General features: G+C 70.9%; 16 protein-coding genes and 1 pseudogene. 6 read left to right on the top strand and 11 right to left on the bottom strand.

Annotated features, from left to right (window positions below; translation table 11 throughout):
- Positions 1 to 156: 156 nt before the first annotated feature.
- A pseudogene (locus ACFUK0_RS26280) lies at positions 157 to 554 on the top strand (short-chain dehydrogenase); the annotation flags it as partial.
- A 520-nt stretch (positions 555 to 1,074) separates the two neighbouring features.
- Here ACFUK0_RS26280 and ACFUK0_RS26275 read toward each other — a convergent pair.
- The 3 genes from ACFUK0_RS26275 to ACFUK0_RS26265 all read right to left on the bottom strand — a co-directional run bounded on the left by ACFUK0_RS26275 (position 1,075) and on the right by ACFUK0_RS26265 (position 3,678).
- Positions 1,075 to 1,542 carry an AbfB domain-containing protein gene (locus ACFUK0_RS26275; protein ID WP_380254349.1) on the bottom strand — a complete coding sequence of 156 codons (468 nt, stop codon included), beginning with the start codon at positions 1,540 to 1,542 and terminating at the stop codon, positions 1,075 to 1,077.
- Between the two features lie 729 nt (positions 1,543 to 2,271).
- A complete protein-coding gene (locus tag ACFUK0_RS26270; protein WP_380254347.1) occupies positions 2,272 to 2,706 on the bottom strand; it encodes an STAS domain-containing protein in 435 nt (144 codons plus the stop codon).
- 600 nt (positions 2,707 to 3,306) lie between these two features.
- Positions 3,307 to 3,678 carry a hypothetical protein gene (locus ACFUK0_RS26265; protein ID WP_380254345.1) on the bottom strand — a complete coding sequence of 124 codons (372 nt, stop codon included), beginning with the start codon at positions 3,676 to 3,678 and terminating at the stop codon, positions 3,307 to 3,309.
- A gap of 564 nt (positions 3,679 to 4,242) precedes the next feature.
- Between ACFUK0_RS26265 and ACFUK0_RS26260 the strand changes: the two genes are divergently transcribed.
- Positions 4,243 to 4,602: a hypothetical protein gene (locus tag ACFUK0_RS26260; protein ID WP_380254343.1), complete on the top strand. Its 360-nt coding sequence runs from the start codon at positions 4,243 to 4,245 to the stop codon at positions 4,600 to 4,602.
- A gap of 410 nt (positions 4,603 to 5,012) precedes the next feature.
- Positions 5,013 to 5,273: a hypothetical protein gene (locus ACFUK0_RS26255; RefSeq protein ID WP_380254341.1), complete on the top strand. Its 261-nt coding sequence runs from the start codon at positions 5,013 to 5,015 to the stop codon at positions 5,271 to 5,273.
- A 229-nt stretch (positions 5,274 to 5,502) separates the two neighbouring features.
- Here the strand turns inward: ACFUK0_RS26255 and ACFUK0_RS26250 are convergent, their stop codons facing one another.
- The 3 genes from ACFUK0_RS26250 to ACFUK0_RS26240 form a co-directional block, all read right to left on the bottom strand.
- Positions 5,503 to 6,000, bottom strand: a complete 498-nt coding sequence (locus ACFUK0_RS26250; RefSeq protein ID WP_380254339.1) for a hypothetical protein — start codon at positions 5,998 to 6,000, stop codon at positions 5,503 to 5,505.
- A gap of 1,537 nt (positions 6,001 to 7,537) precedes the next feature.
- Positions 7,538 to 7,747: an AbfB domain-containing protein gene (locus tag ACFUK0_RS26245; protein ID WP_380254337.1), complete on the bottom strand. Its 210-nt coding sequence runs from the start codon at positions 7,745 to 7,747 to the stop codon at positions 7,538 to 7,540.
- A gap of 740 nt (positions 7,748 to 8,487) precedes the next feature.
- Positions 8,488 to 9,315, bottom strand: coding sequence for a lipase family protein (locus ACFUK0_RS26240; protein ID WP_380254335.1), 828 nt, complete (start codon positions 9,313 to 9,315; stop codon positions 8,488 to 8,490).
- A 619-nt stretch (positions 9,316 to 9,934) separates the two neighbouring features.
- Between ACFUK0_RS26240 and ACFUK0_RS26235 the strand changes: the two genes are divergently transcribed.
- Positions 9,935 to 10,264, top strand: coding sequence for a hypothetical protein (locus ACFUK0_RS26235; RefSeq protein ID WP_380254333.1), 330 nt, complete (start codon positions 9,935 to 9,937; stop codon positions 10,262 to 10,264).
- A 516-nt stretch (positions 10,265 to 10,780) separates the two neighbouring features.
- Here the strand turns inward: ACFUK0_RS26235 and ACFUK0_RS26230 are convergent.
- From ACFUK0_RS26230 to ACFUK0_RS26210, 5 genes are all read right to left on the bottom strand, one after another.
- Positions 10,781 to 11,473, bottom strand: coding sequence for a hypothetical protein (locus ACFUK0_RS26230; protein WP_380254331.1), 693 nt, complete (start codon positions 11,471 to 11,473; stop codon positions 10,781 to 10,783).
- A gap of 836 nt (positions 11,474 to 12,309) precedes the next feature.
- Entirely contained in the window at positions 12,310 to 12,594 is a 285-nt protein-coding gene (locus ACFUK0_RS26225) for a hypothetical protein (RefSeq protein ID WP_380254329.1), read from the bottom strand.
- Between the two features lie 192 nt (positions 12,595 to 12,786).
- The gene (locus tag ACFUK0_RS26220; RefSeq protein ID WP_380254327.1) at positions 12,787 to 13,263 is read right to left on the bottom strand and encodes a barstar family protein; all 477 of its coding nucleotides are present in this window, start codon (positions 13,261 to 13,263) and stop codon (positions 12,787 to 12,789) included.
- A 1-nt stretch (position 13,264) separates the two neighbouring features.
- Positions 13,265 to 13,699, bottom strand: coding sequence for a ribonuclease domain-containing protein (locus tag ACFUK0_RS26215; RefSeq protein WP_380254325.1), 435 nt, complete (start codon positions 13,697 to 13,699; stop codon positions 13,265 to 13,267).
- Positions 13,700 to 14,295: 596 nt separating this feature from the next.
- Complete coding sequence (locus tag ACFUK0_RS26210) at positions 14,296 to 15,492, bottom strand: PP2C family protein-serine/threonine phosphatase (protein WP_380254323.1); 1,197 nt, start codon at positions 15,490 to 15,492, stop codon at positions 14,296 to 14,298.
- A gap of 241 nt (positions 15,493 to 15,733) precedes the next feature.
- Between ACFUK0_RS26210 and ACFUK0_RS26205 the strand changes: the two genes are divergently transcribed.
- Both ACFUK0_RS26205 and ACFUK0_RS26200 read left to right on the top strand, forming a co-directional pair.
- A complete protein-coding gene (locus ACFUK0_RS26205) occupies positions 15,734 to 16,204 on the top strand; it encodes a DUF5994 family protein (RefSeq protein ID WP_380254321.1) in 471 nt (156 codons plus the stop codon).
- Positions 16,201 to 16,689 (top strand): CBS domain-containing protein, encoded by a 489-nt coding sequence (locus tag ACFUK0_RS26200; RefSeq protein ID WP_380254319.1) that lies wholly within the window; start codon positions 16,201 to 16,203, stop codon positions 16,687 to 16,689. Before ACFUK0_RS26205 ends, ACFUK0_RS26200 begins: the two co-directional genes overlap by 4 nt.
- The last annotated feature ends 154 nt before the right edge of the window (positions 16,690 to 16,843 follow it).

Here is a 16,843-nt window from a genome sequence, read left to right as displayed (position 1 = left end):
GCCATAAACCCGGCGGCGCAGCGGCGTCACAGCCGGGCGGGTCAGCGGGGGTTCTGCGGCGGAGGCGGGAAGCGATCCCAGGAGCGGTGTGCGGCGAGGACACCGACCATCTAGCCCGGGACGTATTCGCCATCGTCGCCGAGGACGATGCCGGGTGCCCTGCAGGCGGAGCTCGCGCACCAGGGCGTAGCGGTGGGGATCGCCTACCTGAACTGGACGGACACCGACATGATCCCGCGACGCCGATCGGCACACGGTCCTGCGGGAGCTGCGGGCCCACATGCCCCGGCCCGGCCCGCAAGGTCTACCCGGTGGATACCGTCGCCGCCCGGATGGTCCGGGCCGTGGAGCGGCGCTCCCCGGCGGTCTACGTCCCCGCGTGGCTCCGGGCTGTCCAGCCCGTTCGAGCCGGCCTGGCCCCTCTGGTCACCCGCCTCGCCCGCACCGAACTGCCTCGCATCAGCGCGCAGCACAGGTTCGAGGCGACCGGTCTGCTCGGGGCCGGGGGCGGTGACGACAACGCGGCACCCGGCTCGGAGGACCGGCCCGGGTGAACCGCTCGTACGAAAGAGCGAAGCAGGCGGTGATCGGCGCGGTGGCTCAGGATGCGGTCGGTCCGGCCCCGCCAACGGGTCCCCTGTTCACGCCGGTTGGCGGGGCTCTTTCAACGACTGAGGCGTGAATGACCCTTCCAGTACCGAGCAGGGGCCTACAGATCCCCGGTGCAGCATCTGGACGAACTCACTTGGAGGAGCCATGGCGGTCCGGCACCAACTGATCGAGCGGCCACCGCAACAGGTTTGGGCCGAGGTCCAGCGGGTCGAGGGCATGGTGTCAGGAGTGCGGGCTGCCGTGGGAGAAGGACGTCCCGGGTGAGGACTGCTGGCTGCCGGCCGGCGGGCTGCTCACCCAGTTCGCCGGCGGCCCCGACATCGCACTGGGTCTGCCGCATGGGCGGGCCACCGCCCGGCGGCGTCTCCCCCACCGGCAGACCCGGGCGGCAGGCCCGACTGCTCCGTTCCTGGTGGCGGCTTACTTCCTCTGTGGCAACTACCGGTGCGGTCGAGGTCGATTTCAGTTCCGTGTATCCGAGAATCGGAACGAGGAATCCTTTCGGAAAGTATCGGAGTCCTCAGTCGGGTGGAGCCAGATTTCGAAGTTGGAGTGCCGGAGGTAGCGGTCCGGGAAGTTGTAGGAGCGGAGGGAGATGCCGTTGTTCTCGATGTCGTCTATTGCGAGCGGGGGCGTCAGCTCGAAGGTTGCGTCCTTGGCGAACTGGGTGTCGCCCGGATGGAACTCTTGTAGCTTCAGGCGGAATTCGTGGTGGCGCAGGTAAAATTTTCCGGGGAGGCTGCCGGTCGCCTGGATCGAGTAGAACCGTTCATCGGCAAGTCCAGGGACGAGCCAGAAGATTCCGTCCCTGGCTGCTGCGGTCCCGGCAAGGTCCTCCCCGAGGAAGGCCAGGAAATTTTGATGCCGAATAAACCGCTGCGGGTAATTGACGGACCTGAACCTTAACGGCCAGGTGAAATAGTTGGACATGACGACTCTCTTTCTGTGCGCCGTGTCACGTCGGCCCCTGTCACGTCGGCCCCCGGGCACGCCGCATAAAGTGCTGGCAGGGAGTAGTTCAGAGGTAGCTCATCGGTCCCTACCATCAATCTTCCTCGGCCCGTGCAGGACCTGCGACATGGGCGGAGGACGGATTCGTGGCTAAGACAGTCGGCCTGTACTGAACGGCCTGTGCACTCGATCTCGGGCTGCTGCCCTGGGGCGCAGCGGTTTTTGTCGGTCCGTGTGGGCTGTGCTGGTGGTGGTCACGGATGGTTACAGCAACCATCACGCCGCGTGCTGCTCCCGGCCTGGCGGTCTGCGGTTCGTTGGTCCACATGGTGCTTGTCTGCAGTGTTGGGGAGGGGGTGGTGGCGTATACGTGGACGCTGTCGGCGGTGAAACTGGAAATTTCCTGGATTCAGCTGCCGAAGAGGCGTCGCTTCTTCGATGCTTCGGGGCAGCGCAGTGACTCCTTTCGCTGAAGTCTCGTTTCCTGTGGCACTCCCAGCATTCGACGGCTCCGGGGTCCGTGGTTGAGGTTGTTTTCGTTAGCCTAGTTTTGCAGGCGACGCTCCGCTCGCGCGCTTGCTGGTCGGCGTGCTGGGGCGGCCCGGGGCAACGGCGGCTTCTCCTCGGCACAGCGGGCTGTGGGGAGAAGGAGTGGCTTCGTGGTGCCGGTACGGCAGGCGGTGTCGCAGTACTGCGCACGCGCCGGACTCACCGGTGGGCCGGCGGCTCACCGGTCCGGCCGGCGGGGCGTGAGGCAGCTGCGCAGGCCCGCCCGGTGAGCCCTGGCGGCGGGCGGACGAGGCCGTGGGGAGACCCTCCCGGTCGGGCAGGAGGTGCGGTGCGCGAGGCGGGCACGTCCTGGTCGATGGTGAAGACCTGGTCGGTGCCGGTGATCTCCAGCATCCGGGCCACGATGTGGGCCGGGCGGGTGAGGTGCAGTGCCGTGCCCTGGCGGGCGGCGTCGGTGCGTGCGCGCAGCAGGGTGTTGAGGCCGATGGAGTCGCAGAAGGTAACGGCGCCCAGGTCGATCACCAGCATCGGCGGGGCCGGGCGGGCCGCGAGCGCGTCCTGCACCGCGTTGCGCAGGACGGGGACGGTGTCCGGGTCGATGGCGCCCGCGCATTCCAGGACGGGCCCTCCCACCTGCCCCGCACGCCGGTCTGCTCGGGGTCGGGGTACTGCTCGCGGCGCAGGGCCTCGGTCTCGGCAACGTACTGGTTGAGTTCGGCCCAGGCCGCGTCGCGGGCGCGTCGCAGGTCCAGGAGGCCGGCGGGGATGGGCAGGGCGGGGGCATGGGCGATCCTCTTAGCTTCGGTGCGGGCCCGGCCCGCGGCGCGCGGCGGCCCTTCGGGTCATCCCGCCGGGAGCAGGGGTGGTGGGGACGTGGGCGGGGCGAGGGGTGGGGCGGGTTGGCCGGGCCGGCGGCCGGCAAGGACCGCGGCCTGCACCGGCGGAGGGTGGAGGAGGACCGCCGGGCGCAGGCACCACGGCTCGTAGAGGACCCACCCCTCGCCGTAAACGCCCGGGCTCCAGCGGACGTGGCCGGCCCAGCCGAGTGGCAGGCACCGCCACGCACTCAGCACCCCGGGAACCCAGAAGCCGCCCACCCGCACCTCCACGACCCGCCACAACGCCACCCCGTGGTCCGGCACACCCGCCACCGCCAGGTCCGGCAGCAGCTTGGCGTCCAGGTGAGGGGCATAGCCCGCAGGCGGCGGGATGGGGCGGGGCGTCGGGGGCATCTCAGCCCGGACGGGGCAGCGGCACCGCCGGGACCGTGAGAGCGGCCGTGCCCCGGGTGTCCGTGATCGCGTCCGCGGGGCGGGGCGCCTGGCGGACGGTGGCCGGCTCGTACAGGACCCAGGCCCGCTCCCGGGTGCCGGCTCCCCAGCGGACCAGGGCCACCCACCTCATCGAACCCTGGTGCAGGCGCCAGCGCTCCACCACCGCCGGCCGCCACCGCCCGCCCAGACGGATCTCCACCCGCCGCCACCGCCGCTCCGCCGCCCAGCAGCGGCCCGGGCCGGACAGCAGCTCCGCCGGCGCGCACACCACGTCCCCCGGCGGCAGTCCGGGACTGGAGCGGGGGCGGGAGAGCGGTACGACGGTGGACACACTCCCAGTATCGAACGCTTATTCGAACAAGGGCAAGTGTCCTCACTCAGGGTGTCCTCGCAGCACAGAGCGCGGAGCAGGGCTGGAGCGCGCTGGGCCGCGGCGGCACGGCTGGAAGAGAAGGGGCTGCCCGATGCCGGCCCGCCCGGCAGCCGTTCGACACGAGGGGGCATTGCCCAGGTCGCCGGGCAGTACTCGTCGTACCGTTGTGGCGGGGAGACTGGGCAGAGTTGGTGAACGCCATGGAAGACCAGGCGGCCGGCCGTGCGGCACCGGTCATGACCTGCGGCGAATGCGGGCAGCTGACCGAATGGAATCCCACGTCCTTCTGCAGCTGGACCTGCTATGACGCCCGGCCCCGCGACCCCGCCAGCGCGCCCCATGCCCTCGCGTACTTCTTCGGCCTCGGACCGCCCACCCGACTCAACCACCCCCGCAACCCCTGACCACCCTGCTCCGCGCCGCAGGTGCCGCCTGCTCCTCAGCGGACGCAACGCGCCCCCGCCGCGAATGCGGCGGGGACGCGGGTGAGCTGCGTGGCGCCGGACCGTGCCAGGTGTGAGGGTGGGTGAAGTCATCGCTCCGCTCACGGTGTACTACGACGCCGAACGCCTGACCTGCGTGGTCGTCAACGCACTGCGCGGTCCGCAGGTCACCCTGAACGGACTGCCCCTGGTCGGACGCGTGCCCTCCGCACTGGACGACGCCTTCACCGAGTACGCGAGCGCCCGCGGTCACGGCCGGCGTTACTACGCCTACGGGGAACTGGCCTGGGAGGAACTCGGAGTGATCCTCCGAGCCCAGCGCGCCGGAGACGTCGTACTGAGCCGACCGGTGTTCGTCGGCCAGGCCCGCGCCGAGAGCTGCAGCGATGCCTCCGAGGGGCGCATACCCGAAGCCGAATGGCACAACCGGCCTTGGTGACTGGAAACCGAGAACCGACTGCGGGACACCGGGCAAGTAGGGCCGCCCCACTGTCCACGCTCGTCGCGAGGCCACAGGGCCGATCGGTGTCCGCCGCACCCCGATGACGAGAGGGCAAACAGCCGCCCGGCACAGACCGGGCCGCACCGGCGCAACCCCGAACAACCACCACCGGGGGCCGACGAACCAGAGCGAGCCCGCCCCGACACGGCCTCGTCGGGCAGGAGCGGGCCGGGGTGGAACATGGGGGGCCGCCGCCGGACGGCCCGGCGACGGGCGGGCCAGTCAGCGGGAAGCAGCCAACCGGACAGCGGGGCCAGGGCGCCGTCCCGCCCGCCAGCCTCGGTGCGCGGGACGGATGGTTGATCGAGCGAGAGATGGGAAGGGTGGTTGGTATACAGACGCAGTGGGTGCACCAGTTCCGGGACCGCCCGGACACCGAGGACGTCGAGGCCCTCGTGCCGGTCGAGGAGTTGGACCGGCCACGGCAGGTCGTGGCCCGGGAGCGCGAAGGGGCCGGCGGCCTGGTCGACGGGTACATCCTGCAGAGCCTCAACGGACGCTCGCGCACCGCCGTCTACACCTGGGTACGTACCGGCGACCCCGGCACGGTGGAGCAGTACCTGCGGGAACTCTCCACCGAGATCTACCCGCAGGGAAAAACTCGATAGAGGGCCGCCTCACGCCCCGCAGCCACCCGCCGGAAGAGTCCCCCGGAGCCGGGCCGCCGACCTCCACCACGGCGCTGCAGGCCCTCCCGACCGATCGACACGCCCATCTCCCACCCACCACAGAACGAAAGGGGCTCCAGGAAGGGATGTCAGGTGAGGGGTCGTGGCGTCAGGAGCTACGTTTAGAAGTCCGGGCCCGCCGCACCCGCACGCCGCCGAGCGCCCTTGGTCAGCCGTCCGCGGGGATAGCGATGAAGTCGTCCATGGGGACGGGGGGGACGGGGTCGTTCTTGTCGGGCAGACGGGGGAGCACGAAGTTATAGCCTGCGGAGATGTGACCGCCACCTGCGGGGCACACGCCCTTCTTCGGACTACCGTCGTAGAACAAAGCGCGGCATTGTCCGCAATAGCGCCACGAGTCCTGCGTCCGCGCCGTTCCGGGCACATCATGCGGCAGGACAAATTGGAACCCTGCCGCTGCGTGGCCACCTCCTCCGGAGCAGCGGCCCTTGTCCTGGTCCCCGTCGTAGAACATTTCCTTGCACTTGCCGCAGAAGCGCCAAGCGGTCTGGTCTGTCGGTGTGCCCTGCACATCGTACGGGAGCGAGAAGTTGTAACCGGCTGCTACGTGGCGGCCGCCACCTGCGGGACACTTAGTTTTATCCGGGCCGTCGTAGAACATCGCACTGCAATTATTGCAGAAGCGCCATGCTGTTTGCTGGGGCATGTCGCCCCTCCTTGGGCTGAATTGTCTCTGCATCCCCGGGTTCTACTTCGCCCCGGATTCTAATTCGCCAGCGAGTGACAGGAACACACCTTCTTCTTCCCCCGGCGGGTGCTTCGCGCGGCCAGGATATCCTGCGGCGAGATCGCTCCCGGTGTCGAGGCTGATTTCCCGTACTGGACAGTCCTTCACTGTGAAGATGCGCGAGACATGAGATTAGTTTTCCTCATCCAGCGTAGACCGAATCGCCGATGCCTGCCATGGCGAATGGGGCAGGGCACCGTCAATGGGAAAGAGTTGAACGATCTTCCATTACTGGGAGTTACTTCCTGGGCGAGTGCACCCGTGGAATTTCGCGAGCGGAAGCCAACCCTCGCGTTCTCCCTCGAAGCTGCTCAGGAGACCGTCACCAAACGTCACAGGAAATTGCCATCGAAGAGACAGCAGCCATGCTGAATGGAGCAGGCTCGGATGGTCGGGATGGCGGGCGCCCGCCCTGGTGGGCGCGGGGCCGGCTCTTTGGGCGAGGTGGTGCTCACGTGGGAGGGGCCCCAGCGCTGGGGCCGCCGGGCCGCGGGCCGCCACAGCAGTGCCGCGGGCCTCCCGACTGGCTATGTTCGTAAGTTCTGGTGAACATCTGTTGCTGAGACGCGTGAACAAAACCACCGGGGCGGGTGCGGCTCGTGCCGACCCTGCGGACGTGGCGGCGCCCGCCGCAGACGGTGCCGGCCGCCAGGCGCAGGACACCGGCGGCGCGGCCGCCGACCGGGGCGCTCGAAAACGCCGGTGGAGGGGCGTGCCGGGGGGCGCCGGCGGCCGGGGCGAGGGCGGTCGCGGGTGCGCTCATGCCAGTCGGCGAGCGTGCGGGATGACCTACGTGGAACCTCCAGCAGCACTCCGTGAGCGTCCGGCGGCGCCGGCCGCGGCGTCCCGGGCAGCCCGCCGCGCGGATCGGCCGGGGCATCAACCCGGCGGGCCGGTCGCCAGGCCCGACCACAAGCGCCGCAGGCCCGCCCGTCCTGACCACGCACACCGGCCACCACCACCCACCACAACAGGAGAAAGGTGCACAGCGGGATGTCGGAATTTCCGGCCTGCTCGACAGGGGCTCTGACCTGCACGAATACCATCCGCGAGTCAAGGTGGGGGTAGAGACAGGAGAAGTGCCAGGAGGAGCGGTACGGGGAACGCCGGAAGGAGTGCCAGGGGGAGCAGGAGGAGTCCGCGCCCGCCGGCCTGAAGGGCGGTCTGGGCCCGGCTGCGGGCCGACGCTGAGGTCCAGCGGGTCGGGGACGTGGTGTCAGGAGTGCGGGCTGCCGTGGGAGAAGGACGTCCCGGGTGAGGACTGCTGGCTGCCGGCCGGCGGGCTGCTCACCCAGTTCGCCGGCGGCCCCGACATCGCACTGGGTCTGCCGCATGGGCGGGCCACCGCCCGGCGGCGTCTCCCCCACCGGCAGACCCGGGCGGCAGGCCCGACTGCTCCGTTCCTGGTGGCGGCTTACTTCCTCTGTGGCAACTACCGGTGCGGTCGAGGTCGATTTCAGTTCCGTGTATCCGAGAATCGGAACGAGGAATCCTTTCGGAAAGTATCGGAGTCCTCAGTCGGGTGGAGCCAGATTTCGAAGTTGGAGTGCCGGAGGTAGCGGTCCGGGAAGTTGTAGGAGCGGAGGTCGCTGATCTTGCCGTTTTCCTTGTAGCCGACCGCAACCTCCTTGCCCCAGCGTTCCGTCAGTTCCTGCAGTGTTGCCATGTCCCGCTCCTCCAGAGGTAGCCCACCGCCAGCTCGCTGCACGCCTGACGCCCCCGCGGCACGCGCGGACGGGCTCCGAACTGCAAGGAGTTGACGGAGCAGCGGCCCGACGACGAAACAGATTGCGTACGAAGTGTAGCGCATTCGCAACACTGCGGAGCCGCAAGAGCACGCTTGGTAACATGCGCCTCCGGTGCTTCGCCGCCGAGCAACCGGGGCCAGTGCCCCCAGGCGAAGCGTGCGACGAAACAGCGGCGGCCAGGGGTAGCCGACCCGCAGGAGCCGAACCAGGCACGCGCAACGACCGGCCCCGGCGCGATGCGCAGCGCACCCGCCCGGGCCGGGTGTCTGCTCTGCTCGATTGGCACCCCGTCTCTCCCGCGCCCCGGCCGCCGGCTCCCGGAAGCAGCACGGTGCGGCGCGCACTGGCCGGACAGATCCTGCCGGTTCAACGGGCGCGGCGGCCGTGGGCGCGTCCTGGTCGATGGCGAAGAGCAGGTCCAGTGGTGGGCTGCGGAGATCAGGGGGAGAGAGTCGGGTCGCGGGATGTCTGCGGGAACTTCGCAGACGGCGTGGCCAGGAGCCGGGAGGAGCCGCCTCGGGTACCTGGGCAGCGATGGAGGTGCAGGGCGGAGTGGGTGTCCGGTGTGCGGGCAGTCCCGAGTCGCGTGGCTCCCGTCCATACACCGGCCGCGTCGCGTCCTGCTCCGGGTCTGCACCGCACCTCGCACCGGTTGAGCTCAGGCGGCCGTGACGAGGTTCTTCTCGAACGCGGCGAGGTAGTTGGGCAGGTGGTGGTCCTTGACGGCGTCGGTCTCGGGGGCGAACAGGTCGGCGCTCACCCCCTTGGCCCGGTCTTTCAAGCCCGCCAGCAGGGGCATGGCCTCGTGGATCCTGCCGTCGGCGTCGAAGTAGCGCAGTGCCTCGACGTGGGTGAAGAGGGGCCCCGGCGGGAGGTGGGGGACGATGTCGTTGTTGTTGACGAAGCGGTAGCAGCGGTTTCTGAAGGCCGTGTTGTGGGCGCCGGCGAGGAGGCGTTCGCAGGTGCGGGGCTGGCCGAAGGTGCAGACGCCGTCGGGGAGGAGTTGCGGCTCCTCGAAGTAGAACTTGCTGCCAGCCAGCATCGCGAGGGCGCCGCCGAGGCTGTGGCCAGTGAACCAGACGCTCTGCCCATCGGTGCGCAACTCCTTGACGGTGTCGCGGATCTGGGGGTAAACGGACTGCAGGGCCTGGTGGAAGCCGTAGTGGACGAAGCCCTTGTCGGCCAGCCCGGGGACGGGCGGGGTGTCGACGTCGGTGAGCCAGTCGTAGATCTTGAGGACCTCCGTGCCCCGGAACCCGACGACGATCATGCGGTCGCCGGCCATCACGTAGGCCTGGGTGTCCTCGATCGGGAACGGCATCTGGTGCGTCGACTCGAAGTGCCTGACCTCCTCGAAGCCCCAGGCCCTGGCCGCCTCCTCGATACCGCCACGATCCAGCGAGGCCAGGCCGGCGGCCCGCGCCATCCAGTAGGCGTGGGGCAGGGAGTAGCGGGTCGTCGAGTGGTCCAGGGCGGGGATGGCCATCGGTGTCCTCCGGGGAAAGCCTCAGCGGGTCGCCCAGCAACCTAGCGGCGCACACGAACGAAGCCGGCTCGGAAGTGCCGGCAATCACCCGGACGCAGGACCGCCCAGAGGCGGACGCGAGTCGCGCCGCCGCCGTCTTGGTAGACCGCGGCCGGGCCGGCAAGCGGGCCGGCAGGCCCAGGGGCGGCTCGGGCAGCGCCGGCAGCAGCCCGGCGCGGCGAGCGGGAACGGGGGTGGAACGACGGCAGCGGACCGGGCGCGGGCGATCCCGGACCGCCCCGGCCCGACAGATCCAGGAATTCCAGCCGCCGCCGACACCGTGGAGCCGAGGACAGGGGTTCCGCCCCCGGAGTGCGGCCCGGGGGCGGCTGGACGCCGGCGCCCCTGCCGACCGGGGAGCCGGTTGGTCGGCAGGTCGCGGCGATGCCCGGGGCGGCCTCGCGCAGCGCCTGCTCCGTCTGCCGGTAGCAGTCCTGCGCGAGCGCCCGGACCATCACCGGGTGGCGCAGCGGGTGGTGTTCGGTGAAACGCCCACCACGCGGTGAATTCGGGCCTGCCACGCGGTGTGACTGATTGGATCAGGGCTACCCGCATCCGCCCACTGCACTTAGGAGAAGACGTGCGTAGCTGCATCACGCGCGGCACGGTCATGCTTGCGATTCTCGCCGCTGCTGCCCTGTCCGCCGTCGGCCCGGCGAGCGCCGCCCCGGAACCCTCCTACACCTGCGAAGCGGTCCTGGTCGATGACATCAACCGTGTGGCCGGGTCGGGCTGCACAGGCGGCCCGGCCGGCTACGAAGGCGCCGGAAGCATCAAGGACTCGGCGTCCGACACCGTTTGGCAGTGCGCCCTCCTCGGCTCGGCCAAGGACCCCGACCTGCCGGGAAAGCTGACCGTTGTCGGGGTCTTCGGCTGCGAGCGACAGGGCGGTGATCCCGAGGTCGAATGATGTTCGACCTCATGTCCCGCGCCTCGGTATGCCACGACAGCCCGGATCGCGGGCCCGGACCAGCGGGCGGCCGAGTGACGGGGCCGCGACGATGACCCGGAACAGCGACCCGCGACGGCAGAGCACACGGCGAGCAGGCCGGCCGGGCGAAGCTCGAGCCGGCGGCGGCCCGCGCCCGAAGCCACAGGAGTGTCGGCAGCCAAGGCGCGCGGCGAACGGACAGGCCCCACGGCCCCGGGACGAGTGCGCCTGCCCCGGCCGACCACCGGGCCGGGCCGGGCGTCGACTGTGCAGGCCAGCCCAGCAACCCGGCAGTCCGGAGATGGCCATCGGAGCGCGCGGGACGAGCCGGACCGCGGAGCAGCGGACGGCCCAGGGCAGCGGGCGGGCGGGCTCGCGGGACGGCCTCGGCCGCGGTGCGGCGGCGGGGTCGGGTGTCTGGTGGGGTGGGGCCTTCCGTGCCGTAGGCCGGGCAGGTGTGGTGGTCGGTCGGCGGGCTGGATGGCGGTTGGCTTGTCAGGTGGGTCGCGGGGTGGGGGTCAGGGCGGAGGGGGCCAGTACCCAGAGCAGGGCGCGGCCGGTGAGGGGGGTGGTGGCGATCAGGGTTAGGTAGACCTCGGCGATGGAGCCGTCGGCCGTGATGACGTCGGGACCGGCTGCGAAGTGGGCGAGCAGGAGGACGAGGGCGTCGACGATGAGCCAGGAGGCGAGGTTCGCGCCGATCCACCAGCCCCAGCGGCGGGTGACGGGGCGGAGCACCGTCGACTGTGACAGGCCCAGTAGCGGTCCCAGGGCGAGTGACTGGCTGGCGGCCAGCAGGTAGGCGGTGGAGGCGTTCTTGTCGGTGTTCTGGGCGTCGATGACTGCGGGCATGATGACGAGCAGCCAGGCGAGGAGGGCGGGTCCGATGTTGGCGGTGATCCATGCCTTGCGGGTCACCGGGACGCGCTGTCTGACGATCTGCCATTGCAGGGATCCGAGGACGCCGCCGAACAGTATGGCGCCCAGGGTGGCGATCAGCAGTGCCACCAGGGTGCGGCCGCTGGCCAGGGACAGGTGGAAGACGTTGCTGCCCAGGACCGCGAGGAGGAATCCGACAGTCAGGACGGTGACGAACGCGAGTGTGTTGTAGAGGATCCACAGCCAGTACAGGCGGGGGTCCCACCCGGACGCGGGGATCGCGCGTGGGCCGGTGCCGGAAGCAGTCATCACTCACTCCTCCGGAGTCTCGGTCCGCCTGCCGGGCGTCCTGTCCAGGCACATCGACGTATCCGTCGGCCGGGGCCGGCCAAGACGCAGACAAGGATCTGTACCCGGCCGCCCTGACCTTACGGGCAGCTCGGTCCGGTCCGGGGCGGCACGCCCGGCAGGGCTGCAGAACACCACCGGCACAGCCGATCACTCCTTTGGCTGCGGGTCGTCGTGGCGCGGTGGCGTCCGCGGTGTGTTTGGTGATCCGCTGGTCGGGGGCGCAGCGCTGCGGGATGGTGGTGGCGGAACGTTGGGTGGGGCGGGGGGGGTTGTGGGCGGCCCTGGGATCGGCGACCGCCCTGCCCGGGCTTGACGCGCGCGACGAGGTAGCCGGCGATGACGGTGCCCCCATCGCTCCCGCGTCTCGGTCTCCCCGCCTAGACTGGTTTTAGCTGACGGTTTGTCAGATTTGATGGGCTGGGCTGCCTGCCCCGAGCCGCATCCGGCAGCGTGGCCCTTGGGGGAGGGAGTATTTGATGGGACTCCGCATCGAAAGGCGCTGGTTGGAGGCACTGGAGCGCCGAAGGCTCTCCTTGCAGACCCCGCTCAGACCTCGGTCCAAATCCAGAACTCACAGTAGGAGAAGGCCCGTTGCGGGTGGCTGCCCGGGAGACCGGCGGGGTGTACCCGCCGGACTCCCCCGGGTTCTGACCGCCGGGCCGGGAGACCGTGGGGGTTCGTCACGGCCGGCCGGGGCGGGCAGACGCTGCCCTGGTTAGAGGCGCCGACAGGAACAACGAGCTGATCGGGCCGGGGAAACGGTCCTGCCCCGGGGGTGGTGGAAGGTGATCGGTTCAGCCCCGGAGCCGGCCGGTGCACGGTGGCTGGACAAGAGCGTCCCACTGCGGGTCGGGGCGGGTCGGTACGCTGCGGCCGAATGCCTCCCACAGGTCGGCCAGCTCCGCGAACAGCGGCGGATCCGCGTCCGGCACAGGACCGGCCACGATCGCCGGGACGGGAGATGACGACTGCGGCAGCAGTCCCAGGTACGCGGCGGATTCGGTACCCGCGCGCGGAACCGGCAGCAGCGCCAGGACACGGGCACGGGACGAAGCTCGGGAGAAGGCGGTGACGGACATGATCAGTCCAACGAACCAACCCCCGCCGGGATGCGGACCGGCCCGCGGCCGGGCCGGGCGGCACGGCACTCGTGGCCGCCGGGACGGAGCGGCAGGTGGTGGGCTGGCCCGGGCAGCCGGCCGGTGGGGACCAGTTCGCGCCGGGCAGTCCCGGGTCGGTAGGGTCGGGCGGCGCGGACGGCTGGAGCGGGCTCAGCTCTCGTGGTCGGCTGCGCGCAGGCGGCGGCGGGTGTCCGCAGTGGTGGTGGCGCTCGTGGTGAAGAGCACCCTGAGCAGGGTGTTGGTGCCGGGTGCGGGGGTGGCGACCGCGTCCAGGATTCTCAGCAACAGGGCGAGTCGCGCGGGTGGTTCGTCGGCGAGGAGGGATTCGGCGGCGGTGACCACCACCAGGAGGCCGGCAGCCGGTGCGGCGCCGGGAGGGTGGACCGCGTCGGTGAGGCATTCCTCGAAGGCGTCCCAGTTGTGGCCGAAGTAGTCGGGGAAGGCGAGGCTGCGGGCCCATTCGGTCAGCAGTGTGGGGACGGTGCGGCAGTGTTCGCCGCGCACGAGGCGCAGTGTTCGGGTTTCGGCGGTGAGCGCGGCCCAGGGTCGGTTCGGCAGGAGGTCCCACTGGAGGGGGCCGAGCACACCGTCGCCGCCACCGGACGGGGCGGAGGCGGCGGTGTTCACGTCAGCAACCGTCCGAGATCTCGAGGAAGTTGGTGTAGTGGTCGTCGGTGTACCAGACCTGGTCGGTGGCCTCGTCGCGGACCAGGCGCTCGGCGTCGCGGTGGGTGGTAGGCGTGGGGCGCGGGTTGACGTCGTACTCGTGGTAGGCGCCACCGCCGGGGAGATCGCCGCTGCGGTTGCCGTAGGGGTTGCCGCCGCGAATGTACGCAGGTCCGGGGATGCGGAAGTCGACCGGGCGGGGGTTGGTCGGCCAGGTGAGGTCCTCCCAGATGTGGCAGGCGCGTTCGACCTGCGGCGGGAAGTCGGCGACGGAGAGCGGGGGCTGCAGGACGGCGCGGGTGACGGCGGGGGCCGGTGCGGCCCACGCGGACGCGGGGACGGCGGGACAGGTGAGGGCAAGGACCAGGGCAGCCTGGGCCAGGCGACGAAGGGTCATAAGTGCCTGTTTCGACGAGTCGGTACGTATGCAGAGGAGAGGTACCGCGCGAGCACCCACGCGCGGCACGGACGCGCCGGGAACGAAGCGGCGGCCACCCGTTCGAGCGACGCCGCGGACGGGGGCACCGCCGGCCCGTTCACAGGAGACGGCGAGGCCGCCCTACCCTGTCCCGCGGCGGAGGCAGAGGGCCTCGGGGCGATGCTTTGCCTGGCGCAGCCCTCGCCGATGAGGCACTGCAATTCCCGCCCCCTCCAGCACTTGACCGGCCAGGGGCGGTGCCGGAGCCGTCCCGCACCGTCGCACCGGCCACGACCAGCCACCACGCCCGTCCGAACGCCTCGCCGACTGACGGGCGGCCCGAAGGCAGCGGAACGCCAGACCTCGGCCGACGGACTCGCCCAGGGCCGGGCTCGCCTACCCGACCGGGAAGGGGTTGACCGGCCAGGCAAGGGTGCAAGAGACGCCGGAGCGGCGGCTCCGGAGCAGGATACCGGCATGGCTGAGCGTCGTAGCCGACTTCGAGTCCTGGGCGTTCCGTCAGGGTTGGGAACAGTGGCGAAGGTACGTCCGACCCAGGCGGTGCCAGGGCCGGGTCAGGCGATCGGGTCCTGGTCCCGGCTGCTGCCCGCCGCTCCGGGAGGGATGCTGCGGCCGTCGTCCCAGGAGGCCGTCGCGAGGTGGTCGGCGCTGCCGCCGCGCCACTCGACCAGGAAGAGCGTCGCGTCGTCACTGGTGGCCCCGCCCCGCTCCCGCTTCAGGGTGTGGGACAGCGCCCGCACCATCGAACGCACACCGACCTCCGCCCGCCCGACCCGCGTGACGATCTCGATCAGCTGTTCCTCGCCGAACTGCTCACCGCCGGCCAGGTGCTCCTCGACAAGCCCGTCCGTGAAGAAGAGCACCCGGTCACCGCGCTGCAGCAGCTGTTCGCTGATCCGTGGCTGCTCCCCGCCGAAGCCGACCGGCAACGTCGTGGGGCCCTTCAACTGCTGGACGACATCGTGGTCGGCGATCGCCGTGTCCATGAAGGCATACGTCTCGGCCAACGCGATGCCCGAGTGCCGGGAGTGGCGGTAGGCCCCGATGGCGACCGTCGCCATCACCGCCGCGTCCAGTCCGTGGCCCATCGCGTCGATCACGGCCACGTGCAGGATGTCGCCGTTGAGCGCGTAGTCAAAACTGTCACCGGCGACCTGGTAGGCGGGCTCCAGGATCCCGGCGACCTCGACCTGCGGGGTGGACATCGTCAGCGGCGGCAGCAACGACCACTGGATCTCCGCGGCGGTCGACATCGGCGAGAGGCGACGCGCCCTGAAGAACTCGTCGGTATAGCCGTTCTTGGTGACCAGGATGTCGGCCACCAGTCCGGCGAGCCGCCGCAGCAGCCGCCGGTCGTCGTCGTCCACGGTGTCCAGCGTCAGGGCGAGAACCCCCACCTGGTCGCTGCCGTCCAGCAGCGGAAGGTACATCCGCACCCCGTCGGGCTGCGCCACCTCGACCGCCGCCGCGCGCAGGAACGCCGTACCGGCGGGGGAAGCGTCGATGGGCTGGGGCTCCCCCACCCTCAACCGGCGCCCGCGCAGCGGAACCAGCATCAGCTGCTCGTAGTCCTGCAGCAGGATCGAGACCTCCCGGCCCCCGACGATGGCGACCTCCTCGGCGATCAGCGGGGCGATCAGCTGCGGCGGCATCTCGTGCGCCCGGTCCAGCAGCACACCGAGCAGCCGCTCACCGAACCCCTCCGACCGGTCCACCCGGACCCTGCCGGAGCCCCCATCAGCCTCTGCCACAGCCACCCACTCCACCACACCCGCAGTCGGCGCCCTCCGCCGACACGCAGGCGACGGGCAATCCGCGCAGAGCGGCACGCGCAGCCGGCCCCGCGGCCATGGCGGGTCGGGCTCCGCACCGGAGTAGCGTGGGAGTCACCGAAGGCACATCGCATGCCGGTCCCCGAACCGGCTTCGTCTCCGGAGACCGACAACGCCGGGCCCATGCGAATGGACCCGGGGACAGGTCCAGGACATGAACGTGACCTTCGACCGTGAGACGACGGCGCCACGGACACCCGCAGCACAACTCCGGCTGTCGCTCACGCCGGATGACACCGCCGCAGGCCGCCTGGACGGCGCTTGGTGGCCCCGCTCGCACGACCTCCCCGCCGAACTCCCCTCCCTGGCGAAGGGACTGGACGAACGCTGGGGCCGGGTCACCCGGGTCACCCTGAATCCCACGCACTGGCCCACCATCCCCCCGCGGATCCCGGTCACCGGACACGTCGTCCATGCCGGCTGGTTCCTGGAGGAACAGGACCCCAACGAGATCATGGTCCGCTCCTATGCACCCCGCCGCCTGGACCTGCTGATGATCCCCCCGGACACCGACCCGGCCGACGCCGCCGATCTGATGGCCGCTGCGGCCGACCCAGCCAACACCCGCACCGCCAGCGCCCTGCTGGCAGAACGGCCGACGGAGCACCTCCCGGCAGGAGCAGGCCGATGACCGCCTACCAGCTCTTCCCGGCGGCCACTGCCGGCCCAGCTCAAACAGCGCACGCCGCGCCGGTCCGCGACACCCCCGCGGTCGCCGCGGCCGACGACCAGCCCGTCGACGTCCGCGCCGTAGACGACCGCGCCACCGTCCGCGACCGCATGGGCCTGCCGGACCTGCAGATCAGTGACGACGTCCTCGTCGACACGGCGATCGACATCCTGCGCGGCGCCCACGTGGGCCACGTACTGGTGCGCGGGCACGACGGCCGCTGCACGGGCCTGCTGACCAGCCAGCAGCTCGGCCCCTACCGACGGGCCAACGACGCCGGCAGTACCTCGGTGGCCGACATCGTCCACGACCGCGGCCCGTTCGCGCACGCGGGCATGCCTGCCGCCACCGCCGCGACCGCCATGCGGATCCGCCACCTGGAAGCCTGGCCGGTCGTGGACGACGACGGCTACACCGTCGGCCTCCTCCCCCGCGAGCCGGCCTGACACATTAGGCCCAGCAAACGCCCCCGCGGGCACCGCCCCCGCAGCGCCGACGCCATCACGTCGCCGAACTGCACCGGGCCCGCGAATGCCCGGGGCGCTGCGGGGCCGATCGTCAGTCCCAACGCCAGCCGCGGTGAACCCGCTGCCGCCGGCC

The organism is Kitasatospora sp. NPDC057223 (assembly GCF_042669755.1).
Classification (GTDB): domain Bacteria; phylum Actinomycetota; class Actinomycetes; order Streptomycetales; family Streptomycetaceae; genus Kitasatospora.
Note: the sequence above shows the minus strand (reverse complement) of the source record. Positions and strands in the feature narration are given on the sequence as shown.